The organism is Staphylococcus sp. HMSC077D08 (genome assembly GCF_001837945.1).
In the GTDB taxonomy this organism is placed as follows: domain Bacteria; phylum Bacillota; class Bacilli; order Staphylococcales; family Staphylococcaceae; genus Staphylococcus; species Staphylococcus epidermidis.
This window is the reverse complement of record NZ_KV834762.1, coordinates 50,145-73,159: the sequence shown is the minus strand read 5'-3', so window position 1 is coordinate 73,159 and position 23,015 is coordinate 50,145. Positions and strand designations below refer to the sequence as shown.

The 23,015-nt window shown below is 31.9% G+C and carries 26 protein-coding genes; 4 read left to right on the top strand and 22 right to left on the bottom strand.

From position 1 onward, the window contains the following. The first annotated feature begins 8 nt into the window (after positions 1-8). Positions 9-104 carry a stressosome-associated protein Prli42 gene (gene prli42, locus HMPREF2663_RS12865; RefSeq protein WP_002493579.1) on the top strand — a complete coding sequence of 32 codons (96 nt, stop codon included), beginning with the start codon at positions 9-11 and terminating at the stop codon, positions 102-104. A 50-nt stretch (positions 105-154) separates the two neighbouring features. On the opposite strand, the gene HMPREF2663_RS04970 is transcribed toward prli42, so the two are convergent. The 21 genes from HMPREF2663_RS04970 to HMPREF2663_RS04870 form a co-directional block, all read right to left on the bottom strand. Then, entirely contained in the window at positions 155-1,132 is a 978-nt protein-coding gene (locus tag HMPREF2663_RS04970; RefSeq protein WP_002457709.1) for an aromatic acid exporter family protein, read from the bottom strand. 12 nt (positions 1,133-1,144) lie between these two features. After that, positions 1,145-1,582, bottom strand: coding sequence for a bacilliredoxin BrxB (gene brxB / locus HMPREF2663_RS04965; RefSeq protein WP_002446504.1), 438 nt, complete (start codon positions 1,580-1,582; stop codon positions 1,145-1,147). 204 nt (positions 1,583-1,786) lie between these two features. Then, complete coding sequence (locus HMPREF2663_RS04960; RefSeq protein ID WP_070845899.1) at positions 1,787-3,106, bottom strand: dihydrolipoamide acetyltransferase family protein; 1,320 nt, start codon at positions 3,104-3,106, stop codon at positions 1,787-1,789. Positions 3,107-3,118: 12 nt separating this feature from the next. Further along, the gene (locus tag HMPREF2663_RS04955) at positions 3,119-4,102 is read right to left on the bottom strand and encodes an alpha-ketoacid dehydrogenase subunit beta (RefSeq protein WP_002446506.1); all 984 of its coding nucleotides are present in this window, start codon (positions 4,100-4,102) and stop codon (positions 3,119-3,121) included. Beyond that, the gene (locus tag HMPREF2663_RS04950; protein ID WP_002446507.1) at positions 4,095-5,093 is read right to left on the bottom strand and encodes a thiamine pyrophosphate-dependent dehydrogenase E1 component subunit alpha; all 999 of its coding nucleotides are present in this window, start codon (positions 5,091-5,093) and stop codon (positions 4,095-4,097) included. Before HMPREF2663_RS04950 ends, HMPREF2663_RS04955 begins: the two co-directional genes overlap by 8 nt. A 14-nt stretch (positions 5,094-5,107) precedes the next feature. Then, positions 5,108-6,529 carry a dihydrolipoyl dehydrogenase gene (gene lpdA, locus HMPREF2663_RS04945; protein ID WP_002486947.1) on the bottom strand — a complete coding sequence of 474 codons (1,422 nt, stop codon included), beginning with the start codon at positions 6,527-6,529 and terminating at the stop codon, positions 5,108-5,110. Between the two features lie 262 nt (positions 6,530-6,791). After that, a complete protein-coding gene (recN, locus tag HMPREF2663_RS04940; RefSeq protein ID WP_002475206.1) occupies positions 6,792-8,468 on the bottom strand; it encodes a DNA repair protein RecN in 1,677 nt (558 codons plus the stop codon). Positions 8,469-8,483: 15 nt separating this feature from the next. Beyond that, positions 8,484-8,936 (bottom strand): transcriptional regulator AhrC/ArgR, encoded by a 453-nt coding sequence (gene ahrC, locus HMPREF2663_RS04935; RefSeq protein WP_002489987.1) that lies wholly within the window; start codon positions 8,934-8,936, stop codon positions 8,484-8,486. 317 nt (positions 8,937-9,253) lie between these two features. Next, positions 9,254-10,135, bottom strand: a complete 882-nt coding sequence (locus tag HMPREF2663_RS04930; protein ID WP_002495739.1) for a polyprenyl synthetase family protein — start codon at positions 10,133-10,135, stop codon at positions 9,254-9,256. After that, positions 10,113-10,343 carry an exodeoxyribonuclease VII small subunit gene (locus tag HMPREF2663_RS04925; RefSeq protein ID WP_002486962.1) on the bottom strand — a complete coding sequence of 77 codons (231 nt, stop codon included), beginning with the start codon at positions 10,341-10,343 and terminating at the stop codon, positions 10,113-10,115. Before HMPREF2663_RS04925 ends, HMPREF2663_RS04930 begins: the two co-directional genes overlap by 23 nt. Further along, entirely contained in the window at positions 10,336-11,673 is a 1,338-nt protein-coding gene (xseA, locus tag HMPREF2663_RS04920) for an exodeoxyribonuclease VII large subunit (protein WP_002446513.1), read from the bottom strand. The genes HMPREF2663_RS04925 and xseA overlap by 8 nt, the downstream gene beginning before the upstream one ends. Before the next feature lie 14 nt (positions 11,674-11,687). Next, entirely contained in the window at positions 11,688-12,077 is a 390-nt protein-coding gene (gene nusB / locus HMPREF2663_RS04915) for a transcription antitermination factor NusB (protein WP_002446514.1), read from the bottom strand. 76 nt (positions 12,078-12,153) lie between these two features. Then, a complete protein-coding gene (locus HMPREF2663_RS04910) occupies positions 12,154-12,516 on the bottom strand; it encodes an Asp23/Gls24 family envelope stress response protein (protein ID WP_002440021.1) in 363 nt (120 codons plus the stop codon). Between the two features lie 11 nt (positions 12,517-12,527). Beyond that, entirely contained in the window at positions 12,528-13,886 is a 1,359-nt protein-coding gene (gene accC / locus HMPREF2663_RS04905; RefSeq protein ID WP_002446515.1) for an acetyl-CoA carboxylase biotin carboxylase subunit, read from the bottom strand. Next, the gene (gene accB / locus HMPREF2663_RS04900) at positions 13,886-14,359 is read right to left on the bottom strand and encodes an acetyl-CoA carboxylase biotin carboxyl carrier protein (protein WP_002446516.1); all 474 of its coding nucleotides are present in this window, start codon (positions 14,357-14,359) and stop codon (positions 13,886-13,888) included. The genes accC and accB overlap by 1 nt, the downstream gene beginning before the upstream one ends. Positions 14,360-14,617: 258 nt before the next feature. After that, complete coding sequence (locus HMPREF2663_RS04895) at positions 14,618-15,748, bottom strand: acetylornithine transaminase (RefSeq protein ID WP_002446517.1); 1,131 nt, start codon at positions 15,746-15,748, stop codon at positions 14,618-14,620. Further along, positions 15,748-16,485 carry an acetylglutamate kinase gene (gene argB, locus HMPREF2663_RS04890; RefSeq protein WP_070845897.1) on the bottom strand — a complete coding sequence of 246 codons (738 nt, stop codon included), beginning with the start codon at positions 16,483-16,485 and terminating at the stop codon, positions 15,748-15,750. The genes HMPREF2663_RS04895 and argB overlap by 1 nt, the downstream gene beginning before the upstream one ends. Positions 16,486-16,494: 9 nt before the next feature. Then, positions 16,495-17,688 carry a bifunctional glutamate N-acetyltransferase/amino-acid acetyltransferase ArgJ gene (argJ, locus tag HMPREF2663_RS04885; protein ID WP_002446519.1) on the bottom strand — a complete coding sequence of 398 codons (1,194 nt, stop codon included), beginning with the start codon at positions 17,686-17,688 and terminating at the stop codon, positions 16,495-16,497. A gap of 17 nt (positions 17,689-17,705) precedes the next feature. Then, a complete protein-coding gene (argC, locus tag HMPREF2663_RS04880; protein ID WP_002446520.1) occupies positions 17,706-18,731 on the bottom strand; it encodes an N-acetyl-gamma-glutamyl-phosphate reductase in 1,026 nt (341 codons plus the stop codon). 149 nt (positions 18,732-18,880) lie between these two features. Beyond that, the gene (efp, locus tag HMPREF2663_RS04875) at positions 18,881-19,438 is read right to left on the bottom strand and encodes an elongation factor P (protein WP_001831269.1); all 558 of its coding nucleotides are present in this window, start codon (positions 19,436-19,438) and stop codon (positions 18,881-18,883) included. 26 nt (positions 19,439-19,464) lie between these two features. Beyond that, on the bottom strand, positions 19,465-20,526 hold the full coding sequence (locus tag HMPREF2663_RS04870; RefSeq protein WP_046044248.1) for a M24 family metallopeptidase: 1,062 nt from the start codon (positions 20,524-20,526) through the stop codon (positions 19,465-19,467). A gap of 102 nt (positions 20,527-20,628) precedes the next feature. On the opposite strand from HMPREF2663_RS04870, the gene HMPREF2663_RS04865 reads away from it, so the two are divergent. Next, positions 20,629-21,207, top strand: a complete 579-nt coding sequence (locus tag HMPREF2663_RS04865) for a hypothetical protein (RefSeq protein WP_038813173.1) — start codon at positions 20,629-20,631, stop codon at positions 21,205-21,207. A 13-nt stretch (positions 21,208-21,220) separates the two neighbouring features. Continuing rightward, positions 21,221-21,439, top strand: a complete 219-nt coding sequence (locus tag HMPREF2663_RS04860; RefSeq protein ID WP_001831076.1) for an SA1362 family protein — start codon at positions 21,221-21,223, stop codon at positions 21,437-21,439. Positions 21,440-21,479: 40 nt separating this feature from the next. Here the strand turns inward: HMPREF2663_RS04860 and HMPREF2663_RS04855 are convergent, their stop codons facing one another. Beyond that, entirely contained in the window at positions 21,480-22,310 is an 831-nt protein-coding gene (locus HMPREF2663_RS04855; protein WP_002457720.1) for a lipoate--protein ligase family protein, read from the bottom strand. A 159-nt stretch (positions 22,311-22,469) separates the two neighbouring features. Here HMPREF2663_RS04855 and HMPREF2663_RS04850 point away from each other — a divergent pair, with 159 nt between their 5' ends. Continuing rightward, a complete protein-coding gene (locus HMPREF2663_RS04850) occupies positions 22,470-22,856 on the top strand; it encodes a rhodanese-like domain-containing protein (RefSeq protein WP_002446524.1) in 387 nt (128 codons plus the stop codon). Positions 22,857-23,015: the final 159 nt, after the last annotated feature.

The window sequence follows — 23,015 nt, the reverse complement described above, 5'->3', positions numbered from 1 at the left end:
GATTAAAATTGAACAATAAAGTGTTACGTGTCATTATTGTTGTTATGTTAATTGCAGTAGTACTAGCATTACTATTAACTAGCATAGCTCCATTAATGAACTAATGAAAAAACGTTACATGACGTTAATTAATATTTCGTCATGTAACGTTTTTTTATATTTCACTATGCAATTTTAAAGAACCAAATTGAGATTTAATATTTAAGTATTCTTCTAGTTCATTTAGAATTTGAATAATATGTGCTCGGGAATTTAAAGTCTTATGAGTAGTCGGTAATGGTAAATCATCGAGAGATAAACGTATTTCATAAAGTGAATGTAGTCTTAGAGCCGTGTAATCATTGCTATTTACGTTACTTCCAATTTCATACATTAATTGTGAAATCTTTTCAAGTATAGGATCATCTGTATTTATCTTTTCTAATAACGATGTCATACGTTTTAATAATTCAACTTGTTCTTCCCTCATATCGAAATAATGATAAAATGAATTTTCGTTTCGTACAAAGTGATTTTTAACATCTCTAAAAGCAAGTGATTTTGCTTTTTTAATATTTAAAAGTAATGAATCAAATTTAATATTTAAATGATCATTATGCATTGAGCAGGCTTGACTAAAAATATTAAATATTTCAGTTATTTGATTTTCGATATCCTGCTTAAAATGATTCAATTTCTTATCTAAACTAGGCATCATTAAGTTCATTAGAAATGCTATACCTAAGCCCACTATTAATAGCATTATTTCATTTAAAATAAGGTGCCCATTAATAGCCTTGGCGTTAAAGACATGTAATAATATGACACAACTAGTAATAACACCTTCTTGCACATTTAGAACAACAGTCAAAGGAATAAACAACAAAACAATTAAACCTAAAACAAATGCATGTTGTCCTAAAAGACTAAAAATTGCTGAACCTAAAAATAATATGAGTAAACATGAAACTAGTCGAGATAAAATTGCTTGTACTGAATGCATCTTAGTGTGCTTTATGCACAATACAACTAAAATAGCACTGGATGCATAATTATCTAAACCTAGAAGTTTACATATGATTACTCCTAAAGTCATTCCCACAGCAGTTTTGACAGTTCTAAATCCTATTTTATAGGGATTTAACTTAAGCATGGAACTAACCTTTTATCTTTCTTCACAATATTTATCAAATAAAGATTGCAACTGATTGATTACGTCCATTACATCATGACCTTCAATCTGATGTCGTTCAATCATTTCGGTGATTTTACCATCTTTAATCAAAGCAAAAGATGGACTTGAGGGTGCATATCCTTCAAAATATTCTCTGGCTTGTTGTGTTGCCTCTTTATCTTGCCCTGCAAATACTGTAACTAATCGTTGAGGTAATTTATCATAATGTAATGCATGTGCCGCAGCAGGACGTGCAATCCCACCTGCGCATCCGCATACGGAATTTACCATGACTAAAGATGTACCTTTTTGTTGTAAAACTTGATCAACATCCTCAGCAGAAGTTAATTGTTGATAACCAGCATGCTCAATTTCGTTTCGTGCTTGTTCAACAACATCATTCATATATAAATCAAAGTTTAAATCCATGATTTGTCACCTTCCATAATAAGTTAATTTTACTTATTTTATTCTACTAATTAACAGCACATTGTTCAACAGGATTAATTTATGATGATTGAAAAATTCTAGTTGAAATTTAAAACGAATACTGAAAAACGCTTTAAGAAGAAATTCTCCTCCTTAAAGCGTTCAACTATAATATGAAGTTTAAATGGTAATCAATGTTTGTAATTAATAAATAGATGTATTTTCAATAGAATATTGTTCTATTTTTTTCTTAACAAGATTCATAAATTTTCCCGTTTGAACACCGTCGAGAATACGATGATCGATTGAAATACACAAATTAACCATATTTCTAATTGCTATCATATCATCTATAACTACAGGTTTCTTTACGATGGATTCTACTTGTAAAATGGCAGCTTGTGGATGATTAATGATTCCCATTGAAGAAACAGAACCAAAGGAACCAGTATTATTAACCGTAAATGTACCGTTTTGCATATCACTTTGTGATAATTTTCCTAATCTCGCTTTAGTAGCTAAATCATTAATTTCACGTGCAATACCTTTAATTGACTTTTCATCTGCATTTTTAATGACTGGCACATACAATTTATCATCATCTGCAACAGCAATAGAGATATTAATATCTTTGTGGATAACAATTTCATCTCCTTGCCATGTACTATTGAGTAATGGATTTGCTTTTAAAGCCTCTGCAACAGCTTTTACAAAGAACGCAAAGAAAGTTAAATTGTACCCCTCGTTCTGTTTAAATTGAACTTTATGATGGTTTCTAGTCTGAACCAAATTCGTTGCATCGGCTTCAACCATCATCCAACCGTGGGGTATTTCGCTGACACTAGTAACCATATTTTGTGCGATGGCTTTTCTAATACCTTTAACTGGTACGACACGTTCATTTGATAATGGTGCGCTTTCATTTTTAGATGAGGATTGATGTAAAAAGTCACCATGGTTGATTGAATGATCTTTTTCATCTGTTTGTTTAAATTCTTTCTCTTTTTCTTGATTGTTTGTATTGTTAATAATATTTTGAATATCCTTCTTAGTAACACGACCTTCAAAACCAGTTCCTATGACTTGTGTTAAATCAATACCATGTTCAGAAGCTAATTTAAAGACAACAGGTGAAAATCGTCCATTGTTATTTGCGCGACTTGAGGCTGTATGCTCCTCAATTTCATGAGTGTTAGGATTATTTTCGAATTGTGACCCCTTTACATTTGATTGAGAATGCTGATTTTGTTCTTCCTTAAAATCATTTGCCGATTCTGTTTGATTTTGATCATTTTCCGAATCGATTTTACAAATCACTGTGTTTATATTAACAGTTTGTCCTTCTTCAACCACTAATTCTGTTATTGTTCCTGAAATTGTTGAAGGCACTTCAGCTGTTACTTTATCTGTAATAACTTCACATAATGGTTCGTACTCATCTACATGATCTCCTACTGATACTAACCACTGTTCAATCGTACCTTCATGCACACTTTCACCAAGCTTAGGCATTTTTATATCCAATTGATACCCTCCTTAAAATTGTGCGAGTTCACGCATTTTTTCCTGTATCTTTTCTGGGTTCATCATAATTTCATTTTCTAATGTTGGTGAAAACGGCATAGATGGGACATCCGGTGCAGCTAGTCGCATGATTGGCGCATCTAAATCGAACAAACAGTTTTCAGCTATAATTGCAGATACTTCAGACATAATGCTCCCCTCTAGATTATCTTCAGTAACAAGGAGAACTTTACCAGTACGTTGAGAGCGTTCAATGATAGTTGCTTTATCTAGTGGATAAACAGTTCTTAAGTCGACTACTTCAACATCGATGCCGTCACTTGCCAAAATATCTGCGGCTTGTAAACAGTAATTCACCATTAATCCGTAACAAAATACAGTAATGTCCTCTCCTGACCTTTTAACATCAGCTTTACCTAGAGGTACAGTATAATATGTTTCGGGAACTTCCTCTTTTAGAAAACGATATGCTTTTTTATGTTCAAAGTATAAGACTGGATCGTTAGATTCTATAGAGGATAATAGAAGACCTTTAGCATCATAAGGTGATGAAGGAATAACAATAGTTAAACCAGGAGTTGAAGCAAAAATGCTTTCAACACTTTGCGAATGATATAATCCACCATGAACGCCACCACCAAATGGTGCTCTGATAGTCAGTGGGCAATTCCAGTCATTATTTGAACGGTATCTCATTTTAGCTGCTTCACTTATAATTTGATTTGTAGCAGGCAAAATGAAATCTGCAAATTGTATTTCGGCAATAGGTCTCTTACCTAGCATTGCTGCACCAATAGCAGTACCAATAATATTCGATTCCGCAAGAGGTGTATCAATTACACGTTCATCACCATACTTACTTTGTAATCCTTTAGTTGTGCCGAAAACGCCACCCTTTTTTCCTACATCTTCGCCAAGTATAAATGCATTACTAAAATGATTTAATGCTAAGTCTTGTGCATTTTGTATAGCTTCTAAGTATGATAATTTAGTCATTTTGTTGACCTCCCTCTTCATAAACATATGTCAAAGCTTCTTCTACTGAAGGGTATGGTGCTGCTTCAGCAGATTTAGTAGCTTCATTAATGAGTTCTTTATGCTCTGTTTCTAATTGACTCAACCAATTTTCGTTTATGATGCCTTGATCGAGTAAGGCCGTTTTAAATTTTATATTACAATCCTCTTGTTTCAATAGGTCTCTTTCTTCTTTTGAACGATATGTATCATCATCATCAGATGAATGTGGTGTCATACGTGAAGTGACTGCTTCTATCAATGTTGGACCTTCACCTGCTAGCGCTCGTTCTCTTGCTTCTTTCATTGCTTTGTATACCGCAATTGGGTCATTTCCATCTACCTGGATTCCATGCATACCGTAACCTAATGCACGATCAGATAACTTTTCAGCAGCATATTGTAGTGAATCAGGTACAGATATCGCATATTTATTGTTAATTATTACACAGACGAAAGGTAATTTGTGAACTGCAGCAAAGTTCATACCTTCGTGAAAGTCACCTTGATTTGAACTGCCTTCTCCAACTGTCGCAGTAGCAATGTTTGGCTTGTTATCCATTTTAAGTGCTAATGCAGCACCGACTGAATGTGGTATTTGAGTAGCTACTGGAGAACTTTGAGATAAAATGCCTTTTTCTTTGTGACTGAAATGAGAAGGCATTTGTTTACCGCCTGAGTTAATGTCATCACGTTTTCCAAAAGCTGATAACATGGTATCTAAAGGAGAAATTCCCATATAAGTAACAAATGCTAAATCACGATAATAAGGGGATGAGATATCACCTTTTTGCATTGCATATGCCATACCAATTTGAGTTGCTTCCTGCCCTTGACCACTGACGACAAATGGAATTTTACCTGCACGATTGAGTAACCATAGTCTTTCGTCTGTTTTTCTTCCTAAGTCCATCCATTTATATATTTTTTTGAGGTCTTCTTCTGTAAGGCCTGCTGACTTGTAATCTATCATTTTTTTACCTCCAACTATACATGAATTGCTTGACCATTAGCTTTTAAACCTAATTCCATGACTACCTCGGATAATGAAGGATGTGCATGTGTTGTTAAACCAAGTTCTAAAGATGAGCCATTCATAAATTGTAACAATGAAATTTCATTTATTAATTCTGTAACATGTGGCCCTATCATATTAAGACCTATGATTTCATCGTCATCTTTGTTAACTACCATCTCGCAAAATCCTTTTGATTGGGTTACATCCTCAATCATTGCCTTTCCTATAGCTTTAAAAGGAACTTTGATACTTTTTGCTTTAAGGCCTGCTTTTTTTGCTTGTTCTAAATTTTTACCAATTGAAGCAATTTCTGGGTTTGTATAAACACATTTTGGTATCAGGTCATAATTGACAGGTATAGGTGAACAATCAAACATATGTTCAACTGCAACTATAGCTTCTTTTGAACCAACGTGTGCCAATTGCAATTGCCCTATACAATCTCCTGCTGCGTATATATGTTTATCTTCAGTTTGCTGATAAGCATTTGTTATAATATGACCAGCATCAGAAGTCTTTATTTTAGTGTTATTTAAACCAATATCATTTGTATTAGGCTTTCTACCAATTGCAATTAGCACTTTATCGAATTGGACGGGCTCATCTGAAATATTAATAGTTACACCCTTATCAGTTTGATTGAAATGCTCTTTGGTCAATTGAATATTTTCGTAAAATGTAACGCCTCGATCAGTTAATTCTTCTTTTAGTAATGAGGCAACTTGTGGGCTCTCGGTAGGAAGAACTCTGTCGTTCGCTTCGATTACTACTACATCAGTACCTAAATCATTCATCAGAGATGCAAATTCTAAACCAATAACTCCTCCACCTATGATTGCTAATCTTTGTGGTAGTGTATTTAACCTTAGGATATCATCACTCGATAGTATTTGTTGATGGTCAAAGTTAATGAACGGAAGAGATCGTGGTGACGACCCAGTAGCTATAAGCACATTTTTATTAGGTAGTATATCTGATTCGCCGTCTTCATATTCAACAGAAATTGTACCGCTTTGAGGAGAAAATATAGATGTTCCCATAATTCGTCCAATACCATTGTAAATATCTATATGATGATGTTTCATCAGTTGATTGACGCCTTTATGCAACTGTTTAACAATCGCATCTTTACGTTCTAAAATTTTAGGGAAATTAATTTTAAAATGATTGACATCAATTCCAAATGTATGTGCGTTTTTAATAGTATGATTGACTTCAGCCGATTTTAAAAGTGCTTTAGTAGGTATACATCCTTTATGTAAACACGTACCACCTAAGAGTGATTTTTCTACTATCGCTACTTTTTTTCCTAATTGAGAAGCTCTGATGGCGGCTACATATCCTGCCGTACCACCACCTAACACGACTAAATCATATTGTTTTTCTGACATGGTCTAACTCCTTAAATTTATAGAAGACTAAAAATACAAATATAAACTCTGTATTTTAGTCCTCTAGAGGTTTATTTAATGTTCACGCTATTCATTAGATAAAAAGAATAAACAAGAGATGAAAATAATAGTAGTATTAACATTATTGATATTTCTAATTACAATCTTGTTTTCTTCAATTTTAAATAATACCTAACTATTTTACATCATTTGTAAATTTAATCAAAACCAAAATCATTGTGCTTGAATTTGGTAATCATAATTAAATATTGTGATTTTGCTTAATCATTTCTTTTGCATTTTCTCTTGTGAGCTCAGTCACACTTGCTCCTGAAATCATACGTGCTATTTCATCTATTTTATTTTCATCTTTCAATTCTTTGACTTGAGTTGTAGTTCTATCGGCATTGGATGCCTTGCTTATAAGTAGATGATGATCACTCATTGAAGCTACCTGAGGTAAGTGTGAAATACAAATAACTTGAATGTATTGAGCAATATCTCGCATTTTTTCAGCCATTTTTTGTGCTGCTTGACCAGATACACCCGAGTCAACTTCATCAAAAAGAATAGCTGTTTGGCCACGTGATTTAACAAATATACTTTTTAGAGCTAGCATAATTCTTGAAAGCTCACCACCTGAAGCGATTTTATTAAGACTTTTAAGTGGTTCACCACGATTTGGACTAATTAAAAATTCCACAAATTCAATACCTTCAATTGTAGGTTCATCTAATGGTTTAAACGAAATCTCAAGGTTAGCATCTTTCATTTGTAAATTTTGTATTTCAGAAACAATATGGTCCCTTAACTCTCTCGCTACACGCCTACGTTCTTGAGAAAGTTTTTTTCCTATATCTATCACTTCGTTATAAAGTGTTTTAATTTCTTCCCTCAATTGTGACGTACTTTGTTCATAGTTTTCTATTTTATCAATTTCATTTGCAAGTTTACTCTGATAACCAATAAGTTCAGTAATATCCTTACCATATTTACGTTTTAAATTATTAAGTAAATTCATTCTGGATTCATACTCATTTAAAACTTGCTCATCGAATTCAGTGTTAGCCATTTCGTCGTAAATTTCATGTTTAGCATCTTCTAGTATATAGTAAAATTGATCAATGTCCTCTTTTAATCTTACGAATTTTTCTGGAACGATATCATTAATCGTTTGCAAGTAGTTGCTTAATTCGTACAACCTATCGGGTATTGCATTTTCATCAGTTAGAACTTGATGTGCGTTGTTTAAAGCTAGATTTAATTTTTCAGAGTTTTGAATTCTTTTAATATCGGATTCAAGTTGATCCACTTCGCCTTCTTTCAGTGAAGCTTCGGTTAGTTCCTCTAATTGAAACTTCATTAAGTCTAATCGTTGTAATAAAGCTTGGTCCGCAGATTCTAATTCCTCTAATTCTTTACGTTTATTTTTATATTGCTTATAAGAAAGTTGATATTGATTAAGTAAATCTGAATATTGATTGTCTGCATAATCATCTAATAGTTGAAGATGATATTTTTGCTTAAGTAAAGACTGTGTTTCATGTTGCCCATGAATATCAAGCAGTTCTTGCATCACTTTTCTTAAGTCCTGTAGAGTGACAGTTTGATTATTAATTCGACATATACTCTTGCCAGAACTGAATATTTCTCTTTTAACTAATAGAAAATCTTCATCAACATCTATAGCTAAAGATTCTAGTATTTTAATTGCATCTTTACTCTCGTCTATATCAAAGATACCTTCGATAATCGCTTTCTTTTCGCCATGTCTGACGTAATCAGAAGAAGCTCTCATACCGATTAACTGTCCAATGGCATCAATAATGATAGATTTTCCTGAGCCAGTTTCACCACTCATAACTGTTAGACCGTCAGAAAAGTTTATATCAAGTTCGTCAATAATGGCAAATTGTTTTATTGATAAGGTTTGTAACATAAATTCATCGCATCCTTATAATAAATTGAAAATTCGAGTTTTGATTTCTTCACTCGCTTCTTCGTTTCGACAAATAAGTAAGCATGTATCATCACCACAAATTGTACCAAGCACCTCATCCCAATCAATTTGATCAAGTATAGCACCAATGGATTGAGCATTACCAGGAAGCGTTTTAAGTACTAGTAGATTACCAGTGCCTTCAATATTTACAAATGAATCCATTAAATATCTACCCAACTTCTCTAATGGATGATATCTACGATCATTTGGTAAACTATAAACATATTGTCCTGTAGGTGCAGGAACTTTAATTAATTGCAATTCTTTAATATCTCGTGAAACAGTAGCTTGTGTAACATTTAAATCATACTCATTCAAACGTTTAACTAGTTCATCTTGTGTTTCTATTTGTTCATTTGAAATTATCTCTCTTATTTTTATGTGTCTCACTGACTTTTTTGGCACAATTAACACCTCAAATTACGAATATTTATACATTGATTTTAACACATGGCGTTCTGAACTACTACTAAACACTATTTTGAAATTGTGAAGTTAAAATATCTAATGAGCACTATATCAGTATTTATTACAAAATCACTTTCATAATTAATAATACTAAAATAAGTGTTTAGAAATAAAAATGTGAATAATTCTTGTATATAAATTGGAGAATTAAAAAAGATTGCCTCATAGATAAGCTATGAAGACAACCTACAGATATAAATGTGTTATAACGTTAAAGTAAACATTCTGACGATAGTATAAAATTTTGTTATAAATTAATGGTCTCTGTTATAGAATAAATCTACAATATCGCTTAATTCTGAAGTATCATATTGATCAGAAATTTGATTTAAGCAGTTCAAGGCAAGACATTGATGATTGTTTAACTTTTCTTCTGCTCCATCTTTTCCAAGTAAAGAAACATAAGTACTTTTATGATTTACTATATCACTGCCTACTTTTTTGCCAAGTTTTGATTCATCACCATATACATCCAGCAAATCATCTTTAATTTGAAACATCATTCCTAAATGATGACTAAATTCATCTAGATTCTTAGCAATATTTTGTTCAACTTGAGCAATGTCTACCGCGGCCATAACTGAAAAATTTAGTAAAGCACCTGTCTTAGTTTTATGAATTGACTCTAAAGTTTCTAAACGAATTGACTTCCCTTCACTTTCCATATCAAGCGCTTGGCCACCTACCATTCCCAAATGTCCACTTGCTTTTGAAAGTCTTTGTATAATATTTACTTTCACACTATCTTCAATGGTAGTATCATTAGAAACTAATTCAAAAGCTTTTGTTAATAATGCATCACCAGCAAGAATGGCTTTCCATTCACCATATACTTTATGATTTGTTAACTCTCCTCTACGGTAATCGTCATTATCCATTGCTGGTAAATCATCATGAATTAAAGAATAAGTATGAATCATTTCCAATGCTAATGCACTATTTAGTCCTTGTTGATAATCTTTATTAAGCATTTTTAGTGTTAATAATAATATGACTGGTCTGATTCTTTTACCACCAGCATTTAATGAGTATTTCATACTTTCTTCTAAATTAGTCTTTAATGGTGATGATTGTATTGATTTATTCAGTGATGTATTAATTATATCTATTAATTTATTCATCTGTAGTTTCTTCATTGCCTTCATCACCAACTTCTTCTTGCATTAATTCATTCACTTTTTTCTCTGCTTCTTTTAAAGTTGAATCACAATTAGCAGATAGTTTCATACCACGTTGGTATAAATCGAGGGATTCTTCTAAAGAAACTGCTTCATTATCCAATTTTTGAACGATATTTTCAAGTTCTTTCATCATTTCTTCGAAACTTTGCTTTTCTTTACTCATCATTACACCTTACTTTCTTAACCATTGCATCGACACTTCCGTCTTTCATTGTTAAAGATATTTTGTCGTTTTCATTCAATTTATGTGTGCTTGTAATCACTTCATCGTCTTTGTTGACAATTGCGTACCCCCTAAGCATCGTATTGGTAGGGCTTAAATTATTGAGATTTTCTAATTTATTTTTTAGCACTGTTTTTAAATTAGTAATGTTATTGGACATTATTTTGGACAATCTAGAATGCAATTGATAAACAGATTGCTTTTCTTGAGTAATCTGCTGATTTAAATTTTTAAAATTAAAACTTTGTTGAAGTAACTTGAGGTGATGTTTTGACTTTTCAACTTTAGTATTTAATAGAAGATTTAACTGTCTTTCTAATTCATCACGTTTTTGAATTTGTTGATCGTACAATAAACTCGGTTGCTTAAATTTATAATATGATGATATGTGATTAAGTTGTTTCTTCTGATGTTCGATATATTGTTTTATATATCTTGATAATGTATATTCATACTGTTTAATTTGTTGTAATAACTCATATTGATCAGGTGTTGCTATAACAGCAGCTTGAGTAGGTGTCGCAGCTCTAACATCTGCTACAAAATCGCTTAATGTAAAATCAGTCTCATGACCTACAGCTGATATAATAGGTGTTTGACAATTAAAGATGGCTTTAACAACATCTTCTTCATTAAAGTTCCACAAATCTTCAATTGAACCACCACCGCGTCCAACTATTATTGTATCAACATCTAATGAATCGGCATATTGAATCTTTTTTATTATATCTTGCCTAGCCTGCGTGCCTTGAACAAGGGTACTGATTTGAATTTGCTCGACCAAAGGGTAGCGATTATTAATCGTACTATGTATGTCTCTAATGGCTGCACCTGTACTCGCTGTTAAAACCGCTATTTTCTTTGGATACTTTGGTATAAGTTTTTTGTTACTTTGATCAAAATAGCCTTCTTTTTTCAATTTCTTTTTTAGTTGTTCAAGCTTTTGGTATAAATTACCAATACCATCGATTTGCATCTTATTAACATAAATTTGATAATTTCCTCGTCTTTCATAAACAGAAACGCGAGCTTCAATTAAAACCTCATCACCTTCTTTAGGCTCAAAGCCTAACTTAGAAGCATTTCCTTTAAACATCATTGCACTGATGACACTTTCTTTGTCCTTGACATTAAAATATAAATGTCCGCTTGAGTGCTTTTTAAAGTTAGATAATTCTCCTTTGATAAGAACTGATTGAAGATGAGGATCTTGGTCAAATTTATATTTTATATATTTAGTTAGTGCAGAAACACTTAAATATTCAGTCATAGTTATCACTCATTTTAATCATTTATATTACTTAAAACACCATTAACAAATTTATAATGATCATCATCACTAAACTGTTTTGTAAGTTCTACAGCTTCATTAACAACTACTTTTTTAGGTGTATCGCTGTGCAATATTTCAAACGTTGCCATTCTTAAAATAATACGATCTGATTTCAGTAAACGATCGATAGACCAGTCTTTTAAATGGGGTTTTATTGTGTCGTCTAAAACGATTTGATGATCTTTGACTCCAGTAACTAACCAGTATATAAAATCAAAGTCTAAATCAGAATGATCATCTTTAATAAATTCAATTGCTTCTTGAATTGTTAAATCCGTCTCTTTTATTTCAAGTTGAAATAAAGTTTGAAAAGCTTGTATTCTTGCATCTTTACGACTCATATTTTACTCCTTCAAATGTATTTATAAAATTATAGGTACAACTTTCTAGTTAAAGTGCACCTATAATTTAAATTATTTATTTTTCTGCTACGATACTTCTGATGTGAATATTAATTTGCTGTGGTTCAATAGCTGTCATTGTCGTAATTGAATTGAAAATCGCTGATTGAATTTGATTTGCAGTTTTAGAAATATTTACGCCATGTTTTAGAGAACAAAATACATCAATGTATATTCCGTCTTCTTTAGCTTCGATTTTTAAATCTCTGTTTAAATTTTTTCGACTAATCTTCTCTAGATTTGTTTTTTTTAATTCAGCAAAATGACCTGTAATGCCTTCTACTTCTGATGTCGCAATGGATGCGATAACAGATAATACTTCTGGTGCTATTTCAATTTTTCCTAAATTAGATTGAGAATAATCTGCTACATTGACCATCCTTTATCCTCCTATTGGTTATTATCGTCCATAATATTATACTTTTCTAGGAATTTTGTATTAAATTCCCCACTTCTAAAAATATGATTATTTAGAAGTCTTAAGTGGAATGGAATCGTAGTGTCGATACCTAAAACAAGATATTCACTTAAAGCACGAATGCCTGTCATAATTGATTCTTCACGTGTAGGTTCGTGAACTATAAGTTTTGCCACCATGGAGTCATAGTAAGGTGGTATCGTATAATTAGTATAACATGCTGATTCAATTCTCACTCCAAAACCGCCTGGGGCAAGATATTGAGTAATCTTGCCTGGTGAAGGCATAAAGTTTTTGTAAGGATTTTCAGCATTGATTCGAAATTCAATGGCATGACCGTTAATGGAAATATCTTCTTGTTTAAAAGGTAACGCTTCACCCATAGCAACTTTGAGTTGTAATTTTACTAAATCTACTCCTGTTACCATTTCAGTTACTGGGTGTTCGACTTGAATACGTGTATTCATTTCCATGAAATAAAATTGATTATCATCTAAATCATATATAAATTCAATTGTACCTGCGTTTTCATAATTTACAGCTTTTGCAGCTCTGATTGCAGCATTACCCATTTCTTGGCGTTTATCTTCACTTAATACTGGTGAAGGTGCTTCTTCAACGAGTTTTTGCATTCTTCTTTGAATTGTACAATCACGTTCACCTAAATGTATAACGTTTCCATAAGTATCGCCAATAATTTGAATCTCTATATGTCTAAAGTTTTCTATAAATTTTTCTAAGTATAAACCGCCATTTCCGAACGCTGTTTCAGCTTCTTGTTGTGTCATACGGTAACCAGTTTCAAGTTCTTTCTCATCACGAGCAACCCGAATACCTTTTCCACCACCACCTGCAGTGGCTTTGATGATAACTGGATAGCCAATTTTTTTAGCAGTTTTTTTAGCGTCATCTATACTTTGAATAAGCCCTTCACTTCCTGGTACTACAGGTACATTGGCTTTAATCATTTCAGCTTTAGCAATATCTTTTATTCCCATTTTTTGAATTGATTGATAGCTTGGCCCAATAAATTTTAATTGGCATGCTTCACACAATTCAGCAAAATCACCATTTTCAGCCAAAAAGCCGTATCCAGGATGAACACCATCACATCCTGTAGAAGTAGCGATAGATAAAATATTTGGTATATTTAAATAAGAATCTTTTGATAAAGTAGGACCGACGCAATATGCTTCATCAGCAATTTGAGTATGTAATGCATCTTTGTCACCTTCTGAGTATATAGCTACTGTTTGAATACCTAAATCGTGTGCTGCTCTTATTATTCTTACTGCGATTTCACCACGATTAGCGATTAAAATCTTCTTCATTATTTCACCTTAAATAACGGCTGGCCATACTCTACCATTTGTCCGTCTTCTACTAAAATTTCTACGATTTCACCTGTTGTTTCGGCTTGAATCTCATTAAATAATTTCATAGCTTCTAATATACAAACAGTACTGTCATTCGTAACTTTATCTCCTACTTGAACATATGCTTCTTCATCTGGTGAAGGTGATTTATAAAATGTACCAACCATTGGTGCATTAATGGTATTGTAATTATTATCACTACTTTGTTCATCATTATAGCTATGTGATGGTTTTTGTTGTGTTTCATTATCGATTTGCGCATGAGTTATCGGTTGAGTTGGTTGTTGAGTAACTTGTGGTGTAACTATTTCAGTCTCTTTTTCTTTTTTTAAATTAACTACGCTGCCTTTATTATCTTCAATATTTATTTCAGTTAAATTAGATTGGTCAAGAATTTCGATTAATTCTTTTATTTCTTTAAAGTTCATTTCTTACTGACTCCTTAGGTTTGTTTTCATCTACCCATCTATTTTACTTGAGTAAAAGATTCAATTCAAGCATGTTCATTAAACATCAAAACGTCGTTATTTATTTAAATATTTTAGAGATTGATTGAAGGCATAAAAAAGACACTCGTTTCGTTTTATTTTTTATATTTTTAACGAAACGGTGTTTTAAAAGTTGCTTTGCTGAATTGTACACTCTGTATATCAACTCGATATTTTAGATAAGATACCATTTATAAATCAAATGATTTCAGTTAGTATTTCTATACCTTTTTCCAATTGTTTTTTAGTGATACTCAATGGAGGTAATAACCTAATCACATTTGTACCAGCTGTTAAAATGATTAACCCTCTACGTTTAGCTTCTCGCACGATTTGAATAGGATCATTATTGATCTCTATTCCTACCATTAAGCCTATACCACGGACTTCAATTACATTTCTTTTATTTGCTAAACCTTTTCTTAAGTTTTCAATAAGAAATTGACCCTTTGATTGAACATCATTCATCAAATCAGCATGATTAATGATAGTAAGCGTTTGGTTTGCAGCGGCTAATGATAATCTATTTCCTCCAAATGTTGTGCCATGAGAACCATAGCCAAATGCATGACCTAAATTCTTTTTGCCTAACATTGCTCCAATAGGAAGGCCGTTACCTAACCCTTTAGCTAATGTGATGATATCTGGAGACAATTGATAATGTTCATGAGCATATAACTTACCAGTTCTACCTATGCCCGTTTGAACTTCGTCTACAATTATAAGAATATCTTTTTGTATACAATACTCATTTAATTGCTTCACAAATAAAGGATCAGCAGGTAGTACTCCTGATTCACCTTGAATGATTTCTATAATTACAGCTGCAGTATTATATGAAGTTAATGATTTAAATGAATTGAAATCATTAAAAATAGCAAATTTGAATCCAGGAACAACCGGACCAAATTGATCTGTAATTTTCTTTTGTCCTGTTGCAGACATTGCGCCGTACGTTCTGCCGTGAAAAGACTTTTTAAAAGCAATAATTTCCGACTTGCCAGTAGCTTTACGTGCGAGTTTAATAGCCGCCTCATTCGCTTCTGTTCCACTGTTGCAAAAGAAAGCTAAATAATCTTGTTGACCAATTAATTTTTGAGCCACTTCCTCTTGAATACTACTTAGGTATAAATTGGGTGAATGCCATATTAAATTCAGTTGATTAAGTACTGCTTGGTAAATTTCCATATTAAAACCTAGATTTGTGACACCTATACCTGACGAAAAATCTAGGTAAACATTATTATCTTTATCAATTAATTCATTTTCATTAGCATCAACAAATTCTATATTGTCCCGTTTGTAATTATTAAAAAGATAACTCATCATTAATCACCCCTTATGATTGTTCCTTTTTGTAAATTATTTGCAATTAAAATCGATTCAACGCCTGATTCTACTGTTTGGATTGCACTCTCAATTTTAGGTATCATGCCGCCAGTAATTATTTTATTTTCAATTTTTGTTTTTGCCTCCTTAATTGTAAGAGTAGCAAGCGTTTTATCTTTTTCAATTACACCAGGGACATCAGTCATATATACTAATTTTTCGACTTTTAGTTTCTTAGCAATTGCGGTGGCGAGGTGATCAGCATTAACATTAAGATATTCCCCTTGCTCATTTACACCCAAACTAATGATAATTGGTATAATGTCGCGTGATAAAATATTTTCTAATAGCATCGTGTTGATTTCTTTAACTTTCCCAACGTAACCATAGATATTTTTATTTAAAAATTCGGCGCTCACAAGTTCTTTTATCTTTTCTTTGAATTGAAAAAATTTTAAATTAGATTCTTTAAGTCTCACTAAAAGTTGGTGTCCTACTATGTTAATTAAAGCATCATATATGATAGGTAAGTCATTTTTAGCAGTCACTCTCATGCCATCAATTTTAATAGTTGAATGATTGTTTTTAGTTAATAAATCACTGATGACTTGGCCGCCACCGTGAACAATAATTATTTTTTTGTTTTCAAGGTGCCAAGCTTTAATTTGTTGTATAAACGCGTCGTTTAAATTTTCTATAGCTATACCACCGAGCTTAATTACGATGATGTTTTTCATATGTTCCTCCTAAGTGGTGTAAAGTGCGTTGATTTTAACGTAGTCATACGATAAATCACATCCCCATGCTTGACCTTCGTAATTTCCTTGATGAAGGTCAAGTTCAATTGATATTTCTTCAGCACTCATTATTTCTTGAATTTCTTCTTTATCGTACTTTATTGGTGAGGATCTTATTAATACAGGTATCCTACCGATAAAAATGTCTACCTGATTAATATCAAAATTTGTTTTAGCGTAACCTGCAGAAGCAATAATTCTACCCCAATTAGGATCTTCGCCAAAAATTGCGGTTTTTACCAAACTTGAACCCACCACACTTTTAGCAATCATTCTTGCAGCACTAGATTCTTTTGCACCTTTAACCGTGACTTCTATTAATTTAGAAGCACCTTCGCCATCCCTTGCAATACTTTTAGCTAAATCGGTCATAATATATAGAAGCATCTGCTTAAATTTATAGTAGTCTTCACTGTCTTTTTTAATTTCGTTATTATTTGTACATCCATTTGACATTACAAGCACCATATCATTTGTTGAAGTATCACCATCTACAGTGATTTGATTGAATGTAACTTCAACTACATCTTTTAAAGCTTGTTGTAATGTTTGTGATGAGATGTTAGCGTCACAGGTTATAAATGCTAGCATTGTAGCCAAATTAGGATGTATCATTCCTGACCCTTTTGCTACACCTGCCATCGTTACTGTATCGTTACCAAAAACTTCGTTTACAACGCATGTTTTTGTATGAGTATCCGTTGTTAATATCGCTTTTGCAAAGTCATCAGCATTACCGTTTTTAACTAGTTTGGAAAAGCCATTCTCTAGAATAGACATTGGCATCATCTTTCCAATAACACCTGTAGATGCGACACCTACATATTCTTGTTGAATTTGCAATTTATTTGCGGCCAGTTGTTGCATTTTAAAGGCATCTTTTTCCCCTTGTTTACCAGTACAAGAATTAGCAATACCTGAATTAACAACAATAGCTTGCATTTTACCACTTTTTTCGATGCTGTTTTTTGTTAATTTTAATGGTGCAGCAATCACCTTATTAGTTGTAAATACACCTGCTACATTTGCAGGTACTTCTGAAACAATCCAACCAAAGTCTAATTTTTTCTTTTTAAAGCCAGCGTGCAGACCATCAGCTGCAAACCCAAGAGGACTTGCAATATTTCCCTTAATTATATTCATTATTTAGTCCCCCTATATTAGATATATAAAGGTGCCAAAATTAGACCATCAGTTTCGTCGAAATTAAACATCAGATTCATATTTTGAATAGCTTGGCCAGCGGCACCTTTAATTAAATTATCAATAACTGATGAAATTGTTAAAACACCCGTAGTTTCGTTATAAACAAAACCAATATCAGTGTAATTTGTTCCTATTACTTCATTTAACTGTGGTAACCCATCTTTAATTCTTATGAAAGGCTTATTTTTATATACAGTCTTGTAGGTAGATTCTATTTGATTTATTTTCACTCCACTTTCAAGCTGTGTGTATATAGTTGCAACAATACCTCTGTTAACCGGAATAAGTGATGTAGAAAACTGAATATTCTGTAAATTTTTGTTAAAAAACTGCAACGTTTGTACAATTTCAGGAATATGTTGATGTTTATTAAGTTTATACGTCACATAATTATTGTTTACATTTACATAATGGGTTGACTGATTTAATTTTTTACCAGCTCCAGTAAGACCACTTTTAGCATCAACAATTATAGAATCAACACGGATTAAATGATTGCTGATTAAGGGATATAGTGCTAATTCAGTTGCAGTTGCATAACAACCAGGGTTAGCAATAAATCTATTGCAATGACTAATATTCATTACTTCTGAAAGACCGTATGTAAAACGCTTTTGTATATCTACAGTACACGGTGATTTTTTATACCATTTGAGATAAACATCTGGAGATAAACGATGGTCACCTGATAAGTCTATGACAGGAAAATTATTATTAACGAAATTTTTAGATAAATCTTTTGCAACGCCACTTGGAGTGGCAAAAAATACCAAATCTGAGTGTGTCATAATAAATTCACTGTCGAAAGCCTGAATTTCTTTATCACAAATACCTTTCAAATGAGGGAATATATCAGAAATTTGCACTCCCACTTCTTTTGTGGCATGAATCGATGAAACAGTTATATGAGGGTGATTTAGTGCTAATCTTAACAATTCTAGTCCTGTATAGCCTGTGATACCTACTATAGAAATATGCATATATACACTCCTTATTGTATTATTATGTAATTATATACATATTTATTAATAATTACAATACTATACTTTGTAATTTTACATTTTGAAAACAAAAACTCCAAAGTATAACATCTTATTGATGTATACTCTGGAGTATAGTTAATTAGTGTTTATCCTCTAGAAATGTAACTTCCATCACTAGTATTTATCACTAGTGTGTCACCTTCATTTACAAATAAAGGTACATTTAGTGTATAACCTGTTTCAACAGTCGCAGATTTTGTTGCGCCAGTGGCAGTATCACCTTTGATTCCAGGTTCAGTTTCAGTAACTTCAAGCTCTACAGTTTTTGGTAATTCAACACCAATAACTTCACTTTCATAAGATTGAACTTGAACTTCCATGTTCGCTTTTAAATAATTTAATTCATCTTTTAAGTAGTCACCAGGTAATTCGATTTGATCAAATGTCTCGTTATCCATGAATACGTGGTTATCGCCATCAGCATATAAATATTGCATACGACGATTCTCGATCATTGCTTGTTCAACCTTTTCGCCAGCTCTGAAAGTTTTTTCTTGAATAGCACCTGTTCTTAAATTACGTAATTTAGAACGAACAAAAGCTGAGCCTTTTCCTGGTTTGACATGTTGGAAATCAATAACTTTCCAGATTCCGTTATCAACAGAAATCGTTAAACCTGTTTTAAAATCATTTACTGAAATCATTCAGTCTCCTCCTCAATTATACGCGCTTACTCTAAAATAATAAGGTCTTTTGAGCAATTAGTAAAGACATGACATCCATTTTCTGTAATAAGAATGTCATCTTCTATTCTAACGCCACCCAATCCCTCAATGTATATACCTGGTTCTATAGTAACACAGTTATTTATATTTAATTCATCTGAACTATTTTGAGATAATAGTGGACCTTCATGAATATCAAGGCCAATACCATGACCAAGTGAGTGGCCAAACTGCTCACCATAATTGTGAGATGAAATATACTTTCTAGATATAGCATCTGCTTCTTTTGCAGTCATACCTGGTTTGATTTCTTCAATAGCTTTCTTTTGAGAAGTTAGAACTATATTAAATATTTCTTTGAGTTTTGGATCCGGTTCTCCTATGGCAAACGTGCGTGTAATATCGGAACAATAACCTCTATAGTATGCACCAAAATCTAATGTAATCATATCTCCCTTTTCAATACGCTTATCACTTGCAACACCATGCGGTAATGCACCTCGGTAACCTGAAGCTACTATTGTGTCGAATGAAGGGCCATCTGCACCTAATTCTAACATCTTACTTTCTAATTTAGCTTTGATTTCTCGTTCTGTCATTCCGATACTTACTTGAGTGAGGATATATTCATATGTTTGATCTACTATCTTAGCCGCTTTTTGAATGAGCTGAATTTCTTCCTTATTTTTAATTTCTCTAATCTTATCAATTTCATTAGATATGCTTATTAAAGTAATTAATCCTTTATTAAGTTCAACATAAGTATCATAACTGATTAAATGACCTTCAAAACCAATATTTGATAAATTTTCTCTTTCTAATATACATTTAATTTCAGAAATCAAACTTGATTTTCGATTTATAATTTCAAAATCTTGTGCCTGTTCTGTAGCTTGGTCTATATATCTAAAATCAGTAATAAGATATTGTTTTTTAGGTGTTATGATTAGTGCACCACTTGTACCAGTAAAATCTGAAAGGTAACGTCTATTATAATCTGATAATACTATGATTGCATCTAAGTGCTTATGTTCAATGATATCTTGAACTTTTCTTAATTTATTCATTATTTCCCTCCTACGTTTACATTTGTACATTTTTATTTTATACATTAGAATGATAGCATAACTAGTAATAATAATAATAGTTTTTGGTTTAGGGAGAATACAATGAAAAAGTTAATATTAATAGTTGGTGCGAGTAGTTTGCTAATGGGTTGTGGGAGTCAGAACTTATCTCCTTTAGAAGATAAAACGACTGAGTTACGTGATGATAATCATCAATTAAAACTTGATATTCAAGAACTTAATCAAGAAATTGGCGAACATAAATCTAAAATAGCCGCCCTTAAACAAGATAAAGAAAATACTAAAGAAGCTTCATCTAATAAGTTAAAAATAAAAAATTTAAAAGCATCATCTGATTATTATGATTCTATTGCAAAAGCCATTAAAGATTATAGAGATATTGAGTCAAAAGTTAATAAAAATAATAATAAAGTGGCGATTCAAAGAAAATTAGATGACATTTCAAATAATATTGACAGTTCTTTCATTAAATATAAAGAATCTGTAGACTCTGAATCACAATCTGAAGAAGATAAGAAAAAAGAAAAAGAAATACGTCAACTTAATAAAGACTTATCTTCAGTATTCAATACAATTAAAAAAGGATATGAAACGAAAGATAATAAAAAAATAGAAAAAGGTCAAAAAAAACTTGCAACAATAAATACAAATTTAAATTAATAGGAGTTTTGAGATGCGTAAATTCATCTTTTATTTAATATTAGCGATAGCTGCATTTGGTTTAATGATGAATCTTGATGAGTTTTTATTTTCAATTATGAAAGCTATTATTAGTTTTGCAATTATAGCTTTAATTATTTATATTATATATTATTTCTTCTTTTTAACAGAAGATCAAAGGAAGTATAAAAAAGCACTTCGTAAATATAAAAGACAAAAAAGAAAGCAATAAGGCGATATCAAATGATTTCGCCTTATTGCTTTCTTCATAATTATTTACGGTACATCCATGCTTCAGAGCGATATTTTTCTTCGAGTTCTTGTACTTCCTCTTTTTGTTTTTCCGTTAATTCTAGAGGTTTAAAATCTATATTCAGTCCTTTTTTAAAACCTGATTTAAAGGCGTTCTCCATTTCATTTAATGTAATATGTTGATTTGAAATGTCATTAATAGCTACAGCTTTTTGAACAAAATTTTCTTTCATTTTCGCTTTTAGTCGTTCATTTTTAAATATAAACATATCAAATAAATCATCGATATCTATATCTTGTAAAATTGAACCATGTTGAAGAATGACACCTTTTTGTCTGGTTTGAGCGCTACCTGCAATTTTTCTGCCTTCTACTACAAGCTCATACCAACTAGGTGCATCAAAACATACCGAACTTCGTGGTTGCTTTAATTTGTCTCGTTCTTCTTTAGAACGGGGGATAGCGAAATAAGTTTCAAAACCTAAATTTTTAAAACCTTCTAATAATCCTTGTGAAATAATTTTATAAGCTTCAGTTACAGTTGAAGGCATATTTGGATGAGACTCTGGAACAATAACACTATATGTTAATTCTTTATCGTGTAACACGCCTCTACCACCCGTTTGACGTCTTACTAAGCCATAGCCCTTTTCTTTTACTTTATCAATATCAATTTCTTTTTGGAGCCGTTGAAAGTAGCCTATTGAGAGTGTTGCAGGATTCCAAGTATAAAATCTTATAACTGGATCAATTTCTCCACGCGATACAAAATTTAGTAACGCTTCGTCCATTGCCATATTATAATAAGGATTTTTGCTTCCAGTATTTATAAAATTCCATATTTCAGTCATAATCATACCCCTATCGAAATATTAAAATTAAAACTATTATGTTTCTCTTTGTATATTTAGATTATGTGATATAAACATAATCTAACTCGAAAAAATATTTTGATAAATTGTACTAACAGTCTTATAATTATAATATCGGTAAATTAGGGAGGATGCAAGATGAGTATCTCTTTGTACATTGCAATTGGTATTATTGTTATTATCATTGCATATATGATTATCCAACAAATTCTTAATAAGCGAGCTGTAAATGAATTAGACCAGAATGAATTCCATAAGGGTTTAAGAAAAGCTCAAGTTATTGATGTGAGGGAAAAAGTGGATTATGATTATGGACATATTAATGGTGCACGTAATATTCCTATCACAGTATTTAAGCAACGATTTCAAGGACTAAGAAATGATCAACCTATTTATTTATGTGATGCTAATGGTATAGCAAGTTATCGTGCTGCACGTATATTAAGAAAAAATGGATATAAAAATATTTACATGCTTAAAGGCGGTTACAAAAAATGGACAGGTAAAATAAAATCTAAAAAGTAATTTTACGAAATGATGTCTTTAAGTTATTAAACTCTTTGAAAGGATTAGGTTAATAGATGCTTTCAAAGAGTTTTTTAGATGATGATATATAAATCATTTAAAGAAAATTCTGGACATAAAGTTCCAGGATAAGTAAATAAGGACAATTTCTATTGAAAA